Genomic DNA, 18,837 nt, shown 5'->3' on the forward strand with positions numbered 1-18,837 from the left:
TGTTCTCCGGTTTTGGTTGCCCAGGTGATGAGCGGTGCCGCGCTCTTCCCGATGCCCGGTTACTGCATCCGTTGTCGCGGTCTCTCAATCCTGCGCGGTCGGCCGGACAACGATGCTTCCGATCTCGACGTCGGCGGGCTGCTCGATCGCAAAGGCAATGGCCCGGGCGATGGCGTCCGGCGAGATTGCAAGCTTGCGCTTTTGCCGGTTGACCGCTTCCCGAACAGCGGGATCGGTGACGGAAGAGTCGACGAACGTCGTGTCGATGAACCCGGGAGACACTTCGGTGACACGCAGGCCGGGCACGCATTCCTGTCGAAGAGCTTCGGTTGCCGTCCGTAACGCGTTCTTGGTTGCCGCGTAGACGCCCATGGTCGGTACGATCTTCAGCCCCGCTGTCGAGATGACGTTCACGACGTGGCCGCTCCGCTGGGCGCCGAAAATAGGAAGAACCGCCGCGATCCCGTAAAGAGCCCCTCTTACATTGACGTCGATCATAGCGTCCCAATCCTCCACCCTCAGGGCGTCGAACCGGGATATGGGGCCGATCCCGGCGTTGTTGACGATGACGTCCAATCGACCGAACCGATCCTGTGCCAGGCCGACAAGGGCCTCGAGATCCGCTCGGCGGGTTACATCCAGCTGTCGAAAGACGGCGCTGCCGCCCGCTTTCTCTATGCTATCGGCGACGGTGGCGATCTCGGCCTCGCTGCGCGCTCCCAGCACGAGACGCGCACCACGCGCGGCGAGGTGTAGAGCCGTGGCCCGGCCGATCCCGCGTCCGGCCCCGGTTATGGCGACGATCTTGTTTTCGATGGTCATGAAGGTCTCCTTCGTGGAGAAGCCAAGCTATGAGAGCGCCGCAGGCTGCTCTATGCTTGATCGACCGTTTCTTTGTAGCGATCCGCCAAGACCATGTTCGATCCGTTTTCAAATGTTGTGTCGCTGCTCGGCACAAAAAATGTCCGCGGCACCAGCCTCGAGGCATCCGGCGACTGGGCACTGTCATTCGATGGCACGGCTCGCCTGAAGTTCGTGGCGGTGACGCGAGGTCGATGCTGGCTGCTGCTTCCGGACGCGCAGCCGGAGCCGATGGAGGAAGGCGACGTCGTTCTCTTAAGTGACACGCGCTACGCGGTGGCGAGCGATCCCCGCATCGAACCGATCGACGGCATGACGCTTTATGCCGGTCCGGGACAGGACGTGGTGCGGTTGGCCGAAGGGGGAGACACGGCGATGATCGGCGGCGGAAGCGGCTTCGCCGATGGTTGCGCCCCGTTCGTCCTGGAGGCCCTGCCACGTTTCCTTCGGATCGACCGTGCTTCGGCGAGCGCAAAAGCGATCTCGCGGACCCTGGCTTCGTTGCGGGCGGAGGTTCAAAATCCGGGCGTCGGCAGTTCGCTCATCGCCACCCGCCTGGCCGACATCCTCGTCGCCGAGGCCGTCCGCGCCTTCGTCACCGCCGGGTCACACGGCAGCGTCGGATGGATCGCCGCTCTGGCGGATCCCCGTTTGGCGAAAGCGATCGGGCATATGCATGACGACATTGCCTGTCGCTGGACGGCACCTGTCCTTGCGCGGGAAGTCGGCATGTCTCGTTCCGCGTTCACGTCCCTGTTCACCCGTCGGGTCGGTCGACCGCCGATCGATTATCTGACCCATTGGCGAATGGTTCTTGCCCGGCAGAGGTTGGAGGCCGGATCGAGCGTTGCCGCCGTCGCCGAGGAAGTAGGCTACAGTTCCCAAAGCGCCTTCTCGCAGGCGTTCAAGCGGACGCTGGGCCGAACTCCGCGATCGCGGCTAGACCTACAGGAACGCGAACAGTTCTCGTAGCGTCTCTTCGGGAGATTCCTCCTGTGGGGAGTGTCCACATTCGAGTGCACGTCCGCGTACATCGTGGGCCTTTTCCCGCCAGGTTTCGAGAACATCGTAAAGTTGCCCCACCGTGCCTTGCGCGCCCCACAGGGCAAGAAGCGGCGCTTCGATGCGACGATCGCCGTCGGCGCGATCATGGTCGAGGTCGATGGTCGAGGCGGCTCGATAATCCTCGCAGATGGCGTGGCGTGTGGCCGGGTTCCGGTAGCAGCGGAGGTACTCGGCAAAGAGCGCCTCGCTTGTCGCGCCAGGCACCTTGATCTGGCCGGTGATGTGGCGCCTGAGAAAGAATTCGGGGTCGGCCGCGATCATGCGTTCCGGCAATGGCGCCGGCTGAATGAGGAAAAACCACCAGAAATAGCGCGTCGCGAACTCTTGGTTCGTGCGTTCGTACATGGTCAAAGTCGGCGCGATGTCGAAGACGGCGATCCGTTGAACGGCGTCCGGATAATCGAGCGCCATCCGATGCGCCACGCGCCCGCCGCGGTCGTGGCCGACAAGGTCGAAGCGGGGAAAGCCGAGCGCGCGCATCACTTCGATCTGGTCGGCCGCCATGGATCGCTTGCTGTAATTAACGTGACGCTCACCGCCCTCGGGCTTGCTGGAATCTCCGTAGCCGCGCAGGTCCGGCAATATGACGGTGAAGCGCTCGGCCAGGCGAGACGCAATCTTGTGCCAGGTCAGGTGTGTCTGCGGATGGCCATGCAGCATGAGAAGCGGCGGTCCACTGCCGCCGATGGCCAGGTGGATGCACGCGCCCGTGGTCTCGATATCCCTTGTCTCGAAGCCGGGCAGAAATTCGTGGGTCATGATGATACGCCGATTTCCATTCTGGTAAGACAAGGGCGGGCAACGGGAATGCCCGTCACGGACCGGCTTCGGCGAGCGACTGCAGGAGGTTCGCGTCGCGACGGGGTGGTGCGCCGAACAGCTTCTTGTACTCGCGCGAGAATTGGGATGCACTCTCGTATCCAACCGCGTAGCCGACGATAGCAGCCTCCGCCTGCTGCGTGACGAGATGCCGGCGTGCCTCGTGCAGCCGAATATGCTTCTGATATTGCAACGGACTTACGCCGGTCACCGCCTTGAAACGGCGATGAAAGACCGACACGCTCATTCCGGCCACCCGCGCCATGGCGTCGATGCTCAGGTGCTCGGCATAATTCTGGCGAACAAAGGCCATGGCCCGGCGGATATGGGATAGCCGCGTATCCGCGCCGGCGATCTGGCGAATTAAAGGGCCATGCGGCCCCATCAACAGCCGATACATCAGCTCACGTTCCAGGTTGGCGGCGAGGATGGGGATCTCGTCGGGGCGGTCGAGCAGGCCGGCGAGCCGGCGCCACGCATCGAGCAGATCAGGCCCCGCCTTGGCGACACCGAAGCCAGAACCGATGGCAGGCTCGGCAAATCTGTTCATGTCGAGCAGGATCGTGGAGATCACGGCCGGGTCGATATACAGGTTGAACGCCAGATATGGCTCGTCCGTCGAGGCTTCGCAAACCTGCCCCATGGCGGTCAACTCGGCGGCCACCACCATGCATTCGCTGGGGCCATATTCAAGCACGCTGTTGCCGATCATGGTGCGCTTGCGGCCCTGCAGCACAAGGCAGACCACGGGCTCATAGATCAGCCCGGCGGCGTCGGTGGGGTTGTCGATGCAGTATATGTGAAGCCTCGGCATGGCCGGGTTGGGCGCGCCCGCGTAGCGCAGGGCGATGGCACGGATATCGTTCAAAACTGTCATGCGTGCATCCCACAGGTCTTGGGACACAGGGTCAAGCCATCGGCAGGATCGGGCAATCATTCGAGACCATCGGACATCCGGACATGTGGTGACGTGCCTACGTTTTACCGGCACACGCATGATGGAAGGATACTCGATTGAAAAAGCGCAAACTCGGAACCGGCGGACCTGAAGTGTCTGCCATCGGCTACGGCGCCATGGGATTTCATCTGGCTTACGGCGCGGCCGACACCCAGGCAGGCCTCGATCTCATCAAACGCGCCTACGACAGAGGCGTCACCTTCTTCGACACCGCCGAACTCTACGGCTGGGGTGAGAACGAGAAGTTCATCGGAAAGGCAGTGAAGGGCTTTCGCGACGATATCGTCATCGCCACCAAGTTCGGCTTCACCTTCGACAACGGCAATTACGGCGTCAACAGCCAGCCGGACCATATCCGCGAAGTAACCGAAAACAGCCTGCGCTATCTCGGCGTCGATGAAATCGACATCCTTTATCAGCACCGGGTCGATCCGAACGTGCCGATCGAAGACGTTGCAGGCACGGTCAAGGACCTGATCGCAGAGGGCAAGGTCAAGTATTTCGGCCTCAGCGAAGCCGGGCCGCAGACCATTCGAAAGGCCCACGCCGTGCATCCGGTGACGGTGCTGCAGACCGAATATTCCGTCTTCGAACGCGATGTCGAAACGGTCCTCCCAACAACGCGGGAGCTGGGCATAGGCTTCGTTGCCTACTCGCCGCTGGGACGCGGTTTTCTGACCGGCGCCACGAAGCCGTCGGCTGAGTACGAAGAAAGCGACATGCGTCGCTTCGATCCGCGCTGGCAGCCGGGCAATTTCGAAAAGAACCTCCATGCGGTCCAACAACTCGGCGAATTGGCCAGGGCCAAGTGCATCACGGTGTCCCAGTTGGCGCTGGCCTGGTTGCTGGCCCAGGGCGACGACATCGTGCCGATCCCCGGCACGCGCCGCATCGAGCGGCTTGAGGAAAACCTGGCCGCTGCGGATGTGACGCTATCGGCCGATGATCTGGCCGACATCGCAAAGATCCTGCCTGATGGCGCTTTCGGTGCCCGCTATGCCGGTGACATGGTCCCTGACTGGATCTGACCATGATGGGTGGCTGGCCTTGCCGGCCACCCATGATGCCCAGCGATAGGGTCCCACATACGGCAATGTCCGCCTGACGCCGCTTCGCGTCCGTCAGGCGGATATCCCGTCTCCCCGGCTCTTTTTTACTCGCGTCCAATATCCTGACTATTTGCCTCTTGTTTAAGCTGTGGCGCCGCATTAGGAGAGTTGCCGTTTCCGCCGTTGCGAACTGGAGCGATCCCTTGCCGAGACTGAGTGTTGTGGTGCCGGTTACCCTGGCGACGATTGTCTTCTGTGCGCCCGCGAGCGCCGAGCCGACCAAGTACCCGCTGACGATCGAGAACTGCGGGCGGGAGATCACATTCGACAAGGCGCCCGAGCGCACCGTCGCTCTCGGCCAGAACAGCGCCGAGGTGCTGTATCTGCTTGGCCTGGAAGACCGCATGGTCGGCACGGCCTTTTGGCCGAACCGCGTCCTGCCCTCTCTCAAAGAGGCCGACGACAAGGTGGAAACACTGTCGGTGGAGTTCCCTTCGATGGAATCGGTGCTTGCCAAGGAGCCCGATTTCGTGACCGCCATGCTGGTGACGCTGATGGGGCCCGACAGCAAGGTTGCCAAGCGCGATGACTTCGAGGCGCTCGGCATTCCGACCTACCTTTCGCCCAGCGCCTGCACGGTGGAAGAGGACGCCAAGGACGTATACGGCCGGCGCGCCGAGCTTTGGAACATGGATCTTCTCTACAAGGAGATCGAGGACATGGCGAAGATCTTCGACGTCGCCGATCGCGGCGAAGAGGTCGTAGCCGATTTCAAGGCCCGGGAAGCCGCCCTTCGCAGCGAGTTCGCCAAGCGCGAGGATCTGACCTTCCTGTTCTGGTTCTCCAGCCCCTCCACCGCCGACGACGCATACCTTGCCGGCGGCAACGGGCCTTCGGCCTACATCGCCGACATTCTGGGTGGTTCCAACGCGGTCACCACCACCAGCGAATGGCCGACGCTCGGCTGGGAGGGCATCATCGCCGCCGATCCCACCGTCATCGTCGCAACCCAGGTGGACCGCAAGCGCTGGGCGCTTGACGAGGCCGACGCCAAGATCGCCTATCTGACCACCGACCCGACCGTGAGCCAGATGCGTGCCGTGCGCGACGGCCATATCTTCACCATGAGCGGCGCGGCCACCAATGCCAGCATCCAGACGCTCTACGGCGCCGAGCAGTTGGCCGAGCAACTTCGGACCAGCGACCTGAAGTGATGGCCGAGGCGGGACATTCGTGGGAACGGCCGGGGCGCCTCGCGGCGGTTCTTGCCCTTGTTCTCCTGACGCTTGCTTTTGCGATCGCGCTTGCAACCGCGATCGGCGATTTCAACATCGGCCTCGGCACGGTGGTTCTTGCCGTCACCAACCGACTGGGGCTGACCGCTGTCGAGATCAGCCGGTTGCAGGAAAGCGTGGTCTGGAACCTGCGGCTTAGCCGCGCCATCGTGGCCGCGCTGGCCGGCGCGGGGCTGGCGCTCTGCGGCGCCATTCTGCAGGCGCTTCTGCGCAATCCGCTTGCCGAGCCATTTGTACTGGGTGTCTCGGCCGGTGCCTCTACCGGCGCCGTCTGCGTGATCGTTCTGGGTATCGGGGCCGGCAGCCTGACCCTCTCGCTGGGCGCCTTCGCGGGCGCATTTGCTGCCTTCGCCCTGGTGGCACTTCTGTCCAATGGGGCAACCAGCGGGCCGAACCATACGATCCTTGCCGGCGTTGCCACCGCCCAGCTCTTCAATGCGCTGACCTCTTACATCGTCACCACTTCGGGAAATGCGCAGCAGGCGCGCGATGTCATGTTCTGGCTGCTCGGCAGCTTCGGCGGCGTGCGCTGGCCCGATGTGCAGTTGCTTCTGGCTGTGGTGGCGGTGGGCCTCATTGTCTGCCTCTTGATGGCGCGGGCGCTCGACGCTTTCACTTTCGGCGACGAGGACGCCGCCTCGCTCGGCGTGCCGGTCGGCCGCATCCGCCTCATCCTGTTTGCCGTAACCGCTCTTGTCACCGCCACCATCGTCAGCATGGTGGGCGCCATCGGCTTCGTTGGCCTCGTCGTGCCGCATGCGGCCCGCTACGTTGTGGGGCCGATGCATATGCGCCTTCTTCCGGCCTGCGCGGCGGTGGGCGCCGTATTCATGGTGCTCGCGGACATCGCCTCGCGTGTCGTCGCAGAGCAGCAGACGGTGCCGATCGGCGTCGTTACGGCCCTCGTCGGCGTGCCATTCTTCGCCCTTATCCTGTTCCGCTCACGGCCCCAGGCATGACAACGATCCGTGCGGAAAACCTCGTTTGGGGCGTCGGTCGCAAGACCATCGTGCATGGCGTGTCGTTAGACGTCGCGCGCGGCGAGACGGTGGGCCTGATCGGTCCGAACGGATCGGGGAAATCGTCGCTCCTGCGCCTTCTGGCCGGCCTGAGGGCGCCCCGCTCGGGGCTGGTGGAGCTGGAAGGGCGGAATGTCTCGCGCGTGACACGCCGCGCCCTCGCCCGGCATGTTGCTTTCGTGCAGCAGAACGCCAGCACTGACACTAATGTCAGCGTGCGCGACGTCGTGAAACTCGGCCGTACGCCGCACCGCTCGGCCCTGTCGGGGTGGTCGCAAACCGACGAAGCCGCGGTTCAAGGCGCGCTCGCGCGCGTCGAGATGACGGGGCGGCGCGATCAGTCCTGGCAGACGCTGTCCGGCGGCGAGCGCCAGCGCGTGCATATCGCGAGGGCCTTGGCGCAGACGCCCTCCATCATGTTTCTGGATGAGCCGACCAACCATCTCGATATCCACCACCAGATCGAAATACTGCGCATGGTGCGCGATCTCGATCTCACCTCCGTGGTGGCGCTGCACGACCTGAACCTCGCCGCCATGTTCTGCGACCGCATTGCCGTGATGTGCGAGGGGCGGTTGATCGAATGCGGCACGCCAGCCCAGGTGCTTACCCGCTCGCTTCTGCGCGAGGTGTTCCGCATCGAGACGGAGATCGGCGAGCCGGACGCCTCCGGCCGGCCCCATATCCGCTTTCTGGCGGTGTAATCTCCCCGTCTCAGCTAGTCGGCCACCCTGTTGTACAGGGCCGGCCAAGTGGCCGGTCGCTTCAGTGGCTGATCATCCAGGGCCGCGCCGAGGGAAATGTCTTGGCTCCGCTTGCCGTATGGACGGCCTTGCCGGATTTCGACTTGGAGCCGCAGCAGCCACAGCCTGCCGGGTGCTGGCCGGAAGAGCGGGCCGGCTCGTGCCGGCTCCGCTCGTTGGTGGCCATGGCGTTGCGCCGCCGCGAGTCCATGCCTGCCACGAAGGGCGCCGACAGGATCACCCGCCCGCTGGCCGCGCCGCAGCTTGGACAGGCGGCCGGTTCCGCCGCCCGCGCCATCGGATGAAGCGCGGAAAACGACCCGCAATCGGCGCATTCGTAATCGTAGAACGGCATGATGCCCGCCTTTCGTCTTCGTTCACAGATCCTGGGCGATCGGCATGTCGACCGAACCGTCCAGGTATTTCTGCGGGCCTGCGGCGCTGGGGCTGATGTCGAAGTCGAATATCTGGGTCGGCAGCCACAGCGTGGCGCAGCTATTGGGTATGTCGACGACGCCGGATAGATGCCCCTGCACGGGTGCGACACCCAGGATGGAATGTGCCTGTGCCGGCGAGTAGCCGAACTTGGTGAGGTAGGCGATCGCGTTCAGGCACGCCTGGCGATAGGCCACATTGGCGTCCAGGTAATGCTGGGTGCCGGCCTCGTCCACCGAGATACCCTCGAAGATAAGATAGTCGTTGTAGTTCGGCGAGATGGGCGACGGCTTGAAGATCGGGTTCTTGATTCCGTACAGCGCCATGCCATCCTTGATGATGTTGACGCGGATGTGCAGCCACGCGCCGAACATCTCGATGGCCCCGCAAAAGGTGATTTCGCCGTCTCCCTGGCTGAAATGCATGTCGCCCATCGACAGGCCCGCCCCGTCCACATAGACCGGAAAGAATATCTTGGACCCGCGCGACAGGTCCTTGATATCGCAGTTGCCGCCATGCTCGCGCGGGGGGACGGTGCGCGCGCCTTCCGCCGCCACGCGGTCGCGGTCGGCGCCGGTGAGCTTGCCCAGATGCGCCGTCGCGGCGAAGGGCGGGTTGGCCAAAGGCGGCACGCGCCCCGGATCGGTATCGATCAACGCCTGCTCGCGCGTGTTCCACTTGTCCAGAAGGCTCTTGTCCGGCAGCGTGCCGATCAGCCCGGGATGGATCAACCCGGCAAAGCCGACGCCCGGAACGTGCCGCGAGCGCGTGAACAGGCCCTCGTAGTGCCAGACGGATTTCTGCGCCAGCGGGAAGTGATCGGTCAGGAAGCCGCCGCCGTTTTTCTTGGAGAAGAAGCCGTTGAAGCCCCATTCGTGGCCCTTCAGCGTACCGGCGTCGAGAATGTCGACCACCAGCAGGTCGCCCGGTTTGGCGCCTTTAACTCCGATAGGACCCGACAGATAGTGCACCGTCGACAGGTCCACGTCGCGGATATCCTCGGCGCTGTCATCGTTCTTGATGGCGCCGCCCGTCCAGTCGACCGTCTCCACCAGGAAGTCCGCGCCGGGCTCCACCCAGACGGCGATCGGAATGTCTGGATGCCAGCGATTGTGCAGCATCTCGTTCTCGGTCGCCGGACGGGACAGGTCGACTGAAATGAGGGTATCAGGCATGGGACGCTCCTGTTGTCGGTTTCTTCTGCGGTCTGGTCCCGTCCGTCATACGGACAGGTAGCGGGTGATCTGCGCCTCATCGACGGACGCCGCCGGCGTATCGTGGACGAGTTCGCCGTTCTCGATGACGAGCACGCGGTCGGCGATATCGAGGGCGAAAGAGAGGACCTGTTCGGATACGACGATGGCCAGCCCCTTTTCGTCGCGGATCCGGCGCAGGGTGCGCGCCATCTCGCGGATGATCGAAGGCTGGATGCCCTCCGTCGGCTCGTCGAGCAGCAGCACCTTCGGGCGCGATGCCAGCGCACGGGCGATGGCCAGTTGCTGCTGCTGCCCGCCCGACAGGTTGCCGCCGCGCCGGCGGCCCATTTCGGACAGAACGGGGAACAACTCATACAGATCGCCAGGCACGTCGCGCTCTCCCGTGACGGTCAAGCCGGTCTCGATGTTCTCGCGCACCGTCATGGTTGAGAAGATCATCCGGCCCTGCGGCACGTAGCCGAGGCCACTGCGCACGCGGACATGGCTTTTGGCCGAGGTCACGTCGGCACCGTCTATACCGACACGCCCTTCGCGCGTCGGGATGATGCCCATCAGCGATTTCATGAGCGTCGTCTTGCCCATGCCGTTGCGGCCCATGATGGCGACGATCTCGCCTGCGCCCACACGGAAATCCAGCCCGTGCAGCACCTCGCTCGATCCGTAGGAAACCCGCAAACCGTTTACGTCCAGCATAGTGCACCCTCCTGCCCGGTCGGCGGCTCAATGGCCGAGATAGACGTCCACGACCCTCGGGTCGTTCTTCACATGCTCCATCGTGCCTTCGGACAGGACATGACCCTGGTGCAGCACGGTGACGCGGTGGGCGATGTCCTCCACGAATTTCATGTCGTGCTCGATCACGATGACCGAGCGCCCGTCGATGATGCGGTGCAGAAGCTCGGCGGTGCGCATGCGCTCGGTTACGCTCATGCCGGCCACGGGCTCATCCAGCATCAACAGATCCGGGTCCTGGATCAGCAGCATGCCGATCTCCAGCCACTGCTTCTGCCCATGGCTCAACATGTCGGAGCGCCGGTGCAGGTGTTCTTTCAGGAAGACCGTCTCGGCGATCTCCTCGACCCGGTCGCGCACCTCGGCATCGCGGCGGAAAGCGAGCGCCCCGAAGACCGACCAGCCGCGCGGGTAGGAAATTTCGAGATTTTCGAAGACGGTCAGGTCTTCGTAGATCGTCGGGTTCTGGAACTTGCGCCCCACGCCCGCATGGACGATCTGGTACTCCTTCATCTGCGTCAGCTCCTTGTCGCGGAAGCGGATGGAGCCGGACGTCGCCTTGGTCTTGCCGCAGATCAGGTCGAGCGCCGTGGTCTTGCCCGCCCCGTTGGGGCCGATGATCACGCGGATCTCGTTCTCGTCGACATAGAAGGACAGGTCGTTGACCGCCTTGAACCCGTCGAAGGACACGGTCAGCGCCTCTACCGAAAGCAGGAAATCGTTGGTCGTCGCCATGGAAGGCGCTCCTTACTTGGCGGTGGAAGGGGTTGCGTCGGGTGTTACGATGCCTGCCGTACGCCGCCCGGTCAGACGCTTCAGCAGCGGCTCGACATGCGTGGTCCACAGGCCGGCGAGACCCATGGGGAAAGCCACCGTCACACCGATGAACAGCGCGCCCATGGCGAACAGCCACAGTTCGGGAAAGCTTTCGGAAAACGAGGTCTTGGCGAAGTTGACGAGCAGCGTTCCGTAGACCGCACCCAGCAGCGACAGGCGGCCGCCGACGGCACAGAAGATCACCATTTCGATGGATGGCACGATGCCGATCAGCGTCGGCGACATGAAGCCCACCTGCAGGGTGAACATCGCACCGCCGATGCCGGCCAGCGCCGCCGCGAAGGTGAAGACGAAAATCTTGAAGCGCGCCGTGTCGTAGCCGGAAAAGCGCACGCGGTCTTCCTTGTCGCGCATGGCGACCAGGATACGCCCCAGCTTGGAACTGCGCACCAGCATGCACAGCACGATGGCGCCGAGCAGCAGGAAGGCGTTGATGAAGTAAAGGATCGTCTTGGCGCCGTCGCCGCGGATATCGAAGCCGGCAAGGGTGCGCAGGTCGGTGATGCCGTTGACGCCGCCCGTATAGCCCTGCTGTCCGACGATCAGAATGGTCAGGATGGCGGCGATGGCCTGCGTGATGATGGCAAAGTATACGCCGCCGACCCGCCGGGTGAACATTGCAAAGCCGATCACGAAGGCAAGTGCGGCGGGCACCGCCACGATGCCGATGAGGGTCAGCGGCAGCGAGTGGAAGGGCTGCCAGAACCACGGCAGTTCCGTGACCTGGTTCCAGTCCATGAAGTCCGGAATGCCGGGGGTGGACTGGATGGCGGTGGCTTCCGGCGTCGAGGCCTCGAGCTTCAGGAACATCGCCATGCAGTAGCCGCCGAGGCCGAAGAAGATGCCCTGCCCCAGCGACAGGATGCCTGCGCTGCCCCAGCACAGGACCAGCCCGACGGCGACGAAGGCGTAGGTGAGATATTTTCCGACGAGGTTGAGCCGGAAGGCGTCGGTGACGGCTGGAATGATCAGGAGGATCAGCGCGGCCAGGATGAGAAGGCCGATGGCCTGTCCGCGCATGGGGGAGTTCAGCGGGTTCTGCATGGCGGGCCTCAGTTGCGGACCTTGAGGGTGAACAGGCCCTGCGGCCGCACCATCAGGATGGCGACGACGGTGAGCAGGGTAAGAACCTTGGCCATCGAGCCCGACAGGAAGAACTCCATGGTCGACTGGGCTTGCGAGATGGCGAAAGCGGAAGCGAGCGTGCCGATCAGGCTGGCCGCACCGCCGAAGACGACGACAAGGAACGTGTCCACGATGTAGAGCTGGCCTGCGCTGGGCCCGGTCGAGCCGATCATGGTGAAGGCGCTGCCGGCAATGCCGGCAATGCCGCAACCCAGCCCGAAGGTAAGGCGATCGACCTTCTCCGTATCGATGCCGACCGCGCCGGCCATCGGCCGGTTCTGCACCACGGCGCGCACCCGTGCCCCGAACCTGGAGCGGTACATGAGCAGCCAGACGGCCAGCGTTATCGTCAGCGTGATCGCCATGACGATAAGGCCGTTGATCGGCACCTCGACCATGTCGGTCAACGCCAGCGAGCCCATCATCCAGTCGGGCAGCGTCACGCCCACTTCGCGCGCGCCGAAGATGCTGCGGAAGGCCTGCTGCATGATCAGGGAGAGGCCCCAGGTGGCCAGAAGCGTATCCAGCGGACGGCGATAGAGAAAGCGGATCAGCCCCCATTCGACCGCCATGCCGGCCGCGCCGCTGACGATGAAGGCAAGGCCCATCGATATGAAGAATGTGATTGGCATCAACGCCGGGGCATGGGCCTGCGCAAGCGTCGAGACCAGATAGGTCACGTAGGCGCCGAGGATCATGAACTCGCCATGCGCCATGTTGATGACGCCCATCTGGCCGAAGATGATGGCCAGCCCCAGCGCCATCAGCACCAGGACGGAGAACAGCGTCAGCCCGGCGAAGCCCTGCATGGCGAAAATGGAAGAAAGCTCGCTCCAGCTATAGTCGGCGAACATCGGTCGGCTCCCGTCGCGTTACGTTGAGGCAAGGCGTGTGGCCGGCCCGTTCGGGCCGGCCACGCTGGGACGCTTATTGATAGCCTTCGGGGAAGGGATTGGGCTCCATCAGGTCGGTGGTCTCGTAGACGATGTCGTACTGCCCGTCGGGCAGCGCATGGCCGATGCGCGTCTTGGACCAGAGATGATGGTTCTCGTGGATCTTCACATAGCCTTCCGGCGCGGTATCCAGTTCGATGCCGGGGCTGGCGGCCCGCACCTTGTCGATATCGAAGCTGCCGGCCTTTTCCACCGCGGCCTTCCAGAGCCACGGGCCCAGATAGGCGGCCTGCGTCACGTCGCCCACCACCATGTCGGCGCCATAGGCTTCCTTGAACTTGTCGACGAAGCTCTTGTTGTTCTCGTTGTCGATGCTCTGGAAATATTTCATCGCGGCGTAGGCGCCGTTGATGTTTTCGCCGCCGATGCCCCGGATTTCGTCTTCCGTCACCGAGATGGTCAGAAGAAGCGGCTTCTCCTTGGTCATGTCGATACCGGCAGCCTTCAACTGCTTGTAGAAGGCGACGTTGGAGCCGCCGACGACGATGGCATAGATGACATCGGGCTTGCGCAGCTTGATCTTGTTGATCACCGAGTTGAACTGCGTGTGGCCGAGCGGATAATAATCCTCGCCGACCACTTCGAGCCCCAGCTTTTCGATGTGCTTGCGGGCGATCTTGTTGGACGTGCGCGGCCAGATGTAATCCGAGCCCAGCAGATAGAAGGTCTTGGCGCCCTTCTCTTTCGTCACCCAGTCGATGCCTGCCAGGATCTGCTGCGTCGCTTCCTGCCCGGTGTAGATCACGTTCGGGCTCTCTTCCAGACCTTCGTAGAAGGTCGGATAATAGAGCATGCCGTTATACTGCTCGAAGACCGGCAGCACGGCCTTGCGGGACGCCGACGTCCAGCAGCCGAAGACGGCCGCCGTCTTGTCTTCCACCAGAAGCTTGCGCGCCTTCTCGGCAAAGGTCGGCCAGTCCGACGCGCCGTCTTCCTGGATCACCTCGATCTTGCGGCCAAGGACGCCTCCGGCGGCGTTGATCTCGTCGATGGCCAGCTTCTCGGCCTGCACCGACCCGGTCTCGCTGATCGCCATGGTGCCCGACACCGAGTGCAGGATGCCCACCTTGACCGTGTCATCGGTGACGGCAAGCCCGGTCGTGTTCACCTCGGCGGTCGGCGGCCCCGCCGCGAAGGCGACTGTCGGCAGAGCCGCCATCATGGCCAATGCGGCGGCCCCGAACATCAGGCGTCGCCGTGTGACGGACGGCGAGGCCGTCCCCTTGTTCCGTTCTGTCATGGTGAAGCCCCATCTCTTGGAAGAAGCGGCCGCCGCAAGGGATGAAGCGTCCGGGCCGCGCTGATCACGGGTTGCAGCCTTGCCCGGATCGCTGCGCTGCAAAATACGTGAAATCGCGTATTCCAGCCGCGCGGGGCTGTGGCATGATCCATGCCGACAGTTTGAGAACGAACCCTTGATTTCCGCACGCGCCGGCGCGCCCGACGCGATATCCTTGACCGGCGTTATTTCCGCCCCGTCCGGAACGCAGATGACAGCACCCCAGCGCATCGTCCGGAATCGTCGCAGCTACAACCAGTGGGTTGCGAACGAGATGCTGGAAGATTACGCGCTGCGCTTCACCGCGAAGCGCGGCCGCCGCTGGTCGCCGCTGCAACTTGCCATGACGGCGTGCGGCGGCATTTCCTTTCTGGCGCTGGAAGCGATCGGCGGCGCGATCACGCTGCATTTCGGCTTCTGGGCCGCCTTGGCCGCCACCCTGACCGTGTCGACGCTGATCTTCTGCGCCAGCCTGCCGATCACTTATTACGCCGCGCGCTATGGCATCGACATGGACCTTCTGACGCGCGGTGCCGGGTTCGGCTATCTCGGCTCCACCGTCACGTCGCTCATCTATGCCTCATTCACCTTCATCTTCTTCGCCGTAGAGGCGGCCATCATGGCCATGGCGCTGGAAATGATGACGGGCCTGCCGCTGTGGGCGGGCTACATCGTCTGCGCGGTCGCAGTCATCCCCATCGTTGCGCACGGCATGAACATGATCAGCCGGTTCCAGATCGTGACCCAGCCCTTCTGGCTGGTGCTCAACCTTGCGCCGTTTGTGTTTCTGGCCATCGCGGCGCCGATCGGCCTGGCAGACTGGACGGCCTATTCCGGCACGGTCGCGGCCCATGTCTCGCCTGTCGCCATGTTCGGCGCGGCATCCGCCATCCTGTTCGCGCTGACGGCGCAGATCGGCGAGCAGGTGGATTATCTCCGCTTCATGCCGGAGAGGGCAAAGGGGCAGCGCAACATCGGCTGGTGGGTGGCACTCCTGGCGGGCGGTCCCGGCTGGATCGTCATCGGCGCCGCCAAGATCCTTGCCGGCTCCTTCCTTGCGGTCCTTGCTGTGTCCTACGGCCTTGCCCCGTCGGAGGCCAGGCACCCGACCGAAATGTACCGCGTGGCCTACGCCACCATGTTCGACAATCCGGCCATCGTCATTGCCGCCACCGGCATCTTCGTGGTGGTGGCGCAGATGAAGATCAACGTCACCAATGCCTATGCGGGCTCGATCGCCTGGTCGAACTTCTTTTCCCGCCTGACGCATCATCACCCCGGACGCGTCGTATGGCTTGTCTTCAACGTCGCCATCGCGCTCCTGCTGATGGAAATGGGGGTGCTCCAGGCGCTGGAGCAGATCCTCGGCCTCTATGCCATCGTGGCCGTGTCGTGGGTCTTCGCGCTGACGGCGGACCTCGTCGTCAACAAGCCGCTCGGCCTGTCGCCCAAGCCGATCGAGTTCAAGCGCGCGCATCTCTACGACATCAACCCCGTCGGCTTCGGAGCCATGGGAGCCGGCATCCTGGCTTCGACGCTGGCCTATCTGGGCCTGTTCGGCGCAACGCTGGCGGCCCTGCATGTCTATGTCGCGATGGTCACGGCCTTTGCCGTATCCCCGCTCATCGCATGGGCGACGGGCGGGCGCACCTACATCGCACGCGCGCCCACCAATAGCTGGAACGGCGCGCAATCACTGCGCTGCTGCGTCTGCGAAAACAGCTTCGAGCCCGAGGACATGGCCACCTGCCCGGCCTATTCCGGCCCCATATGCTCTCTCTGCTGTACACTCGATGCGCGCTGCCGCGACATGTGCAAGACGGACAGCCGCCTGCGTGAGCAGATCGTCTCGTTGCTGCGGGCGCATTCGCGGCGGCTGGCGGCCTTCGCCGATTCTCCGCGCGGGCACTATCTGGCCGTGTTCGCCACCATGATGACGCTGACGGGCGGCATCCTGGCCCTCATCGCCTTTCAGGCCGCACTAGACCGGCCGGAGGAAACCGACGCCATCACCGGCTTTGCCGTCCGCGTCTTCGTTGTCTTCGCCATCGTGGAGGGCATCGTTTCCTGGCTGTTCGTGCTGGCCCATCACAGCCGGCGCGTCGCACAGGAGGAAACCAGCCGGCAGACCCGGGCGCTGACGCGCGAGATCAAGGCGCATCGGCAGACGGATATCGAGTTGCAGGCCGCCAAGGAACGTGCCGAGGCCGCCAGCCTGGCCAAGACGCGCTTCCTGTTCGGCATGAGCCACGAATTGCGCACGCCGTTGAACTCCATTCTCGGCTACGCGCAATTGATGGAGCAAGACACAACGCTGCCGGCCCGCCGCCGCGAAGGCGTCAAGGTGATCCGCCGCAGCGGCGAGCATCTTGCCGGGCTTATCGACGGCCTTCTGGATATTTCGCGCATCGAGGCCGGCAAGCTGCAGGTCTACCGCGACCCGATTTCGCTGACGGCGCTTCTGGGCGAGCTGGAAGAGATGTTCCGGATGCAGGCCGGCAATGTCGGACTGGAATTCCTGTTGGTGCGCGAGGGGACGGTGCCCGACCATGTGCGTGGCGACGAAAAGCGGCTGCGCCAGATCCTGATCAACCTTCTGTCCAACGCCTTCAAGTTCACACGCGAAGGCACGGTGATCCTGCGCGTTCGCTATCGCAGCCAGACGGCGGAATTCACCGTCATCGACACCGGTCCCGGCATCCCGGCAGACGATCTGGAGCGTATTTTCGAACCCTTCGAGCGCGGCGACCATGGTGCGCCCGGCTCGGGCATCGGGCTGACCATCACCAAACTTCTGGTGGGAATTCTTGGTGGCGAGATGAAGGTCGAGAGCCGCCTTGGCGTCGGCAGCAGCTTTACCGTGCGGCTGATGCTGGCCAGCGATACGGCACCGCGGATGGCCGAAAGCCTGCGGGGGCACCCGACAGGCTATCTCGGCCCACGGCGCACCATCCTTGCCGTCGACGACGAGCCGGCGCATCGGCAATTGCTGGAGGACATCCTCCAGCCGCTCGGCTTTACGCTTTTCACCGTGGACAGCGCCGCCGCCGGCCTGCAGATGGCCGAGCTGACCGAACCCGACCTCTTCATCCTCGACGTCAACATGCCGGGCATGGACGGCTGGGAGTTGTCGAGGCGGCTGCGGATGCAGGGCAACACGGCCAAGCTAATCATGCTTTCGGCGGACCGGCGGCCGGCCATCCCGGACGCGCGTCTGTGCGACGACTGGGTATCGAAACCCCTGTCCCTGCAAACGCTTCTGTCCTCGATCGAACGTCTGCTGCGGCTGGAATGGGTGTGCGAAGCAGCGTTGCCAATGCCGCCCGCTATCCTGAACAGCCCGTTGGAACCATCCGAAATTCCCGGCCCGCAGGCACGCGCGCAACTTGCGGACGCACTGCGGATCGGCCACGCAAGAGGCGCCCATGTCCAGCTCGATGCCATCGCCCTCGCCCACCCGCGCACCGAACGCTTCGTCGCGCAGGTCCGCTCACGCCTCGATCTCTACGATCTCGACGCCTGCCTTGCGCTTGTCGAGGGGGTCGGCGACCTCGGCGCCGGCCGTGCCGATGCCTAGCCTGTCGCGCATCGTCGTACTGGTGGTGGACGATTCTCCGGACAGCCTTGCCGTCCTGACCGAAACGCTGGAGCGCGAAGGCGCGGACGTTCTGGTGGCGCGGTCCGGCGATGCGGCCCTTGGCATCGTGGCCCGCGTCAAGCCCGACATCGTCCTGCTCGACGCGCTGATGCCGGGCCGTGACGGTTTCGAGACGTGCCGGGCCCTGAAGGCGGACGAAGGCTCCGCCGGCATCCCGGTCATATTCATGACAGGCCTGGACGAGACGGAGCACATCGTGCGCGCCTTTTCCGTTGGCGGCGTCGATTACGTGACCAAGCCTTTCGCCGTCGCCGAGGTGATCGCGCGGATCAAGGTCCATGGCCGCAATGCCAGCCGCTCGCGCCTTGTGCAGCAAGCGCTGGAAACCAGCGGACGCCACCTCGTGGCCACCGATGCGCAAGGCCGGGTCACATGGGTTTCGGCCGAAGCGCGAAACCAGTTGCAGCCAGGCGCAACGCTGGTCGACGATCCGCACAGCCTTTTGCCGGGTGCAGTCGTCGAGGCGGCGGGGCTGACGCTCAACCATCTCGGCGCATGCGGTCCGTCGGAATATCTGTTCGAGCTTCTCGAAACCACGCGGGCGATTGCACCCGAAGAGGTGCTCAGGCAGGATTTCGGCCTCACCTCGCGCGAGGCGGAAGTGCTCATCTGGCTGGTGCGGGGCAAGTCGAACCGCGACATCGCCACCATCCTTAATCTATCACCCCGCACGGTGGACAAGCATCTGGAAGCGGTCTTCCGCAAGCTCGGCGTCGAAAACCGGACGTCGGCCGTTGCCCTGGCGGTTGCCAAAATGTAGCTCTGGGCGATGTACTGTCGATATGGGCATTT

General features: G+C 63.9%; 17 protein-coding genes. 7 read left to right on the forward strand and 10 right to left on the reverse strand.

Annotated elements, in window-relative coordinates; translation table 11 throughout:
• Positions 1 to 84: 84 nt before the first annotated feature.
• Positions 85 to 822, reverse strand: a complete 738-nt coding sequence (locus AUL31_RS14470; RefSeq protein WP_060607972.1) for an SDR family oxidoreductase — start codon at positions 820 to 822, stop codon at positions 85 to 87.
• A gap of 93 nt (positions 823 to 915) precedes the next feature.
• Between AUL31_RS14470 and AUL31_RS14475 the strand changes: the two genes are divergently transcribed.
• Positions 916 to 1,833, forward strand: coding sequence for an AraC family transcriptional regulator (locus AUL31_RS14475; protein WP_060607975.1), 918 nt, complete (start codon positions 916 to 918; stop codon positions 1,831 to 1,833).
• Here the strand turns inward: AUL31_RS14475 and AUL31_RS14480 are convergent.
• Both AUL31_RS14480 and AUL31_RS14485 read right to left on the reverse strand, forming a co-directional pair.
• Positions 1,807 to 2,685, reverse strand: coding sequence for an alpha/beta fold hydrolase (locus AUL31_RS14480; protein WP_143190218.1), 879 nt, complete (start codon positions 2,683 to 2,685; stop codon positions 1,807 to 1,809). The two genes, AUL31_RS14475 and AUL31_RS14480, sit on opposite strands and share 27 nt — an antisense overlap.
• 55 nt (positions 2,686 to 2,740) lie before the next feature.
• Entirely contained in the window at positions 2,741 to 3,742 is a 1,002-nt protein-coding gene (locus tag AUL31_RS14485) for an AraC family transcriptional regulator (protein WP_244489415.1), read from the reverse strand.
• A gap of 17 nt (positions 3,743 to 3,759) precedes the next feature.
• On the opposite strand from AUL31_RS14485, the gene AUL31_RS14490 reads away from it, so the two are divergent.
• The 4 genes from AUL31_RS14490 to AUL31_RS14505 all read left to right on the forward strand — a co-directional run bounded on the left by AUL31_RS14490 (position 3,760) and on the right by AUL31_RS14505 (position 7,770).
• Positions 3,760 to 4,731: an aldo/keto reductase gene (locus AUL31_RS14490; RefSeq protein ID WP_060607980.1), complete on the forward strand. Its 972-nt coding sequence runs from the start codon at positions 3,760 to 3,762 to the stop codon at positions 4,729 to 4,731.
• A 224-nt stretch (positions 4,732 to 4,955) separates the two neighbouring features.
• Positions 4,956 to 5,966, forward strand: a complete 1,011-nt coding sequence (locus tag AUL31_RS14495) for an ABC transporter substrate-binding protein (protein ID WP_060607983.1) — start codon at positions 4,956 to 4,958, stop codon at positions 5,964 to 5,966.
• On the forward strand, positions 5,966 to 7,006 hold the full coding sequence (locus tag AUL31_RS14500) for a FecCD family ABC transporter permease (protein WP_060607987.1): 1,041 nt from the start codon (positions 5,966 to 5,968) through the stop codon (positions 7,004 to 7,006). Before AUL31_RS14495 ends, AUL31_RS14500 begins: the two co-directional genes overlap by 1 nt.
• A complete protein-coding gene (locus AUL31_RS14505; RefSeq protein WP_060607990.1) occupies positions 7,003 to 7,770 on the forward strand; it encodes an ABC transporter ATP-binding protein in 768 nt (255 codons plus the stop codon). Before AUL31_RS14500 ends, AUL31_RS14505 begins: the two co-directional genes overlap by 4 nt.
• 61 nt (positions 7,771 to 7,831) lie before the next feature.
• Here AUL31_RS14505 and AUL31_RS14510 read toward each other — a convergent pair whose 3' ends face one another.
• From AUL31_RS14510 to urtA, 7 genes are all read right to left on the reverse strand, one after another.
• Complete coding sequence (locus tag AUL31_RS14510) at positions 7,832 to 8,164, reverse strand: FmdB family zinc ribbon protein (RefSeq protein ID WP_060607993.1); 333 nt, start codon at positions 8,162 to 8,164, stop codon at positions 7,832 to 7,834.
• A 22-nt stretch (positions 8,165 to 8,186) separates the two neighbouring features.
• Entirely contained in the window at positions 8,187 to 9,419 is a 1,233-nt protein-coding gene (fmdA, locus tag AUL31_RS14515) for a formamidase (RefSeq protein WP_060607996.1), read from the reverse strand.
• 45 nt (positions 9,420 to 9,464) lie between these two features.
• Entirely contained in the window at positions 9,465 to 10,154 is a 690-nt protein-coding gene (gene urtE / locus AUL31_RS14520) for an urea ABC transporter ATP-binding subunit UrtE (protein ID WP_060607999.1), read from the reverse strand.
• A 27-nt stretch (positions 10,155 to 10,181) separates the two neighbouring features.
• A complete protein-coding gene (gene urtD, locus AUL31_RS14525; protein ID WP_060608002.1) occupies positions 10,182 to 10,928 on the reverse strand; it encodes an urea ABC transporter ATP-binding protein UrtD in 747 nt (248 codons plus the stop codon).
• 12 nt (positions 10,929 to 10,940) lie between these two features.
• Positions 10,941 to 12,074 carry an urea ABC transporter permease subunit UrtC gene (gene urtC / locus AUL31_RS14530; RefSeq protein ID WP_060608006.1) on the reverse strand — a complete coding sequence of 378 codons (1,134 nt, stop codon included), beginning with the start codon at positions 12,072 to 12,074 and terminating at the stop codon, positions 10,941 to 10,943.
• Positions 12,075 to 12,082: 8 nt separating this feature from the next.
• On the reverse strand, positions 12,083 to 13,009 hold the full coding sequence (urtB, locus tag AUL31_RS14535) for an urea ABC transporter permease subunit UrtB (protein WP_060608009.1): 927 nt from the start codon (positions 13,007 to 13,009) through the stop codon (positions 12,083 to 12,085).
• A 73-nt stretch (positions 13,010 to 13,082) separates the two neighbouring features.
• A complete protein-coding gene (urtA, locus tag AUL31_RS14540; RefSeq protein ID WP_060608182.1) occupies positions 13,083 to 14,348 on the reverse strand; it encodes an urea ABC transporter substrate-binding protein in 1,266 nt (421 codons plus the stop codon).
• A 250-nt stretch (positions 14,349 to 14,598) separates the two neighbouring features.
• On the opposite strand from urtA, the gene AUL31_RS14545 reads away from it, so the two are divergent.
• Both AUL31_RS14545 and AUL31_RS14550 read left to right on the forward strand, forming a co-directional pair.
• A complete protein-coding gene (locus AUL31_RS14545; RefSeq protein WP_060608185.1) occupies positions 14,599 to 17,964 on the forward strand; it encodes a hybrid sensor histidine kinase/response regulator in 3,366 nt (1,121 codons plus the stop codon).
• Positions 17,957 to 18,805 (forward strand): response regulator transcription factor, encoded by an 849-nt coding sequence (locus AUL31_RS14550; RefSeq protein ID WP_060608012.1) that lies wholly within the window; start codon positions 17,957 to 17,959, stop codon positions 18,803 to 18,805. Before AUL31_RS14545 ends, AUL31_RS14550 begins: the two co-directional genes overlap by 8 nt.
• The last annotated feature ends 32 nt before the right edge of the window (positions 18,806 to 18,837 follow it).

Source organism: Aureimonas altamirensis, assembly GCF_001463885.1.
In the GTDB taxonomy this organism is placed as follows: Bacteria; Pseudomonadota; Alphaproteobacteria; order Rhizobiales; family Rhizobiaceae; genus Aureimonas; species Aureimonas altamirensis.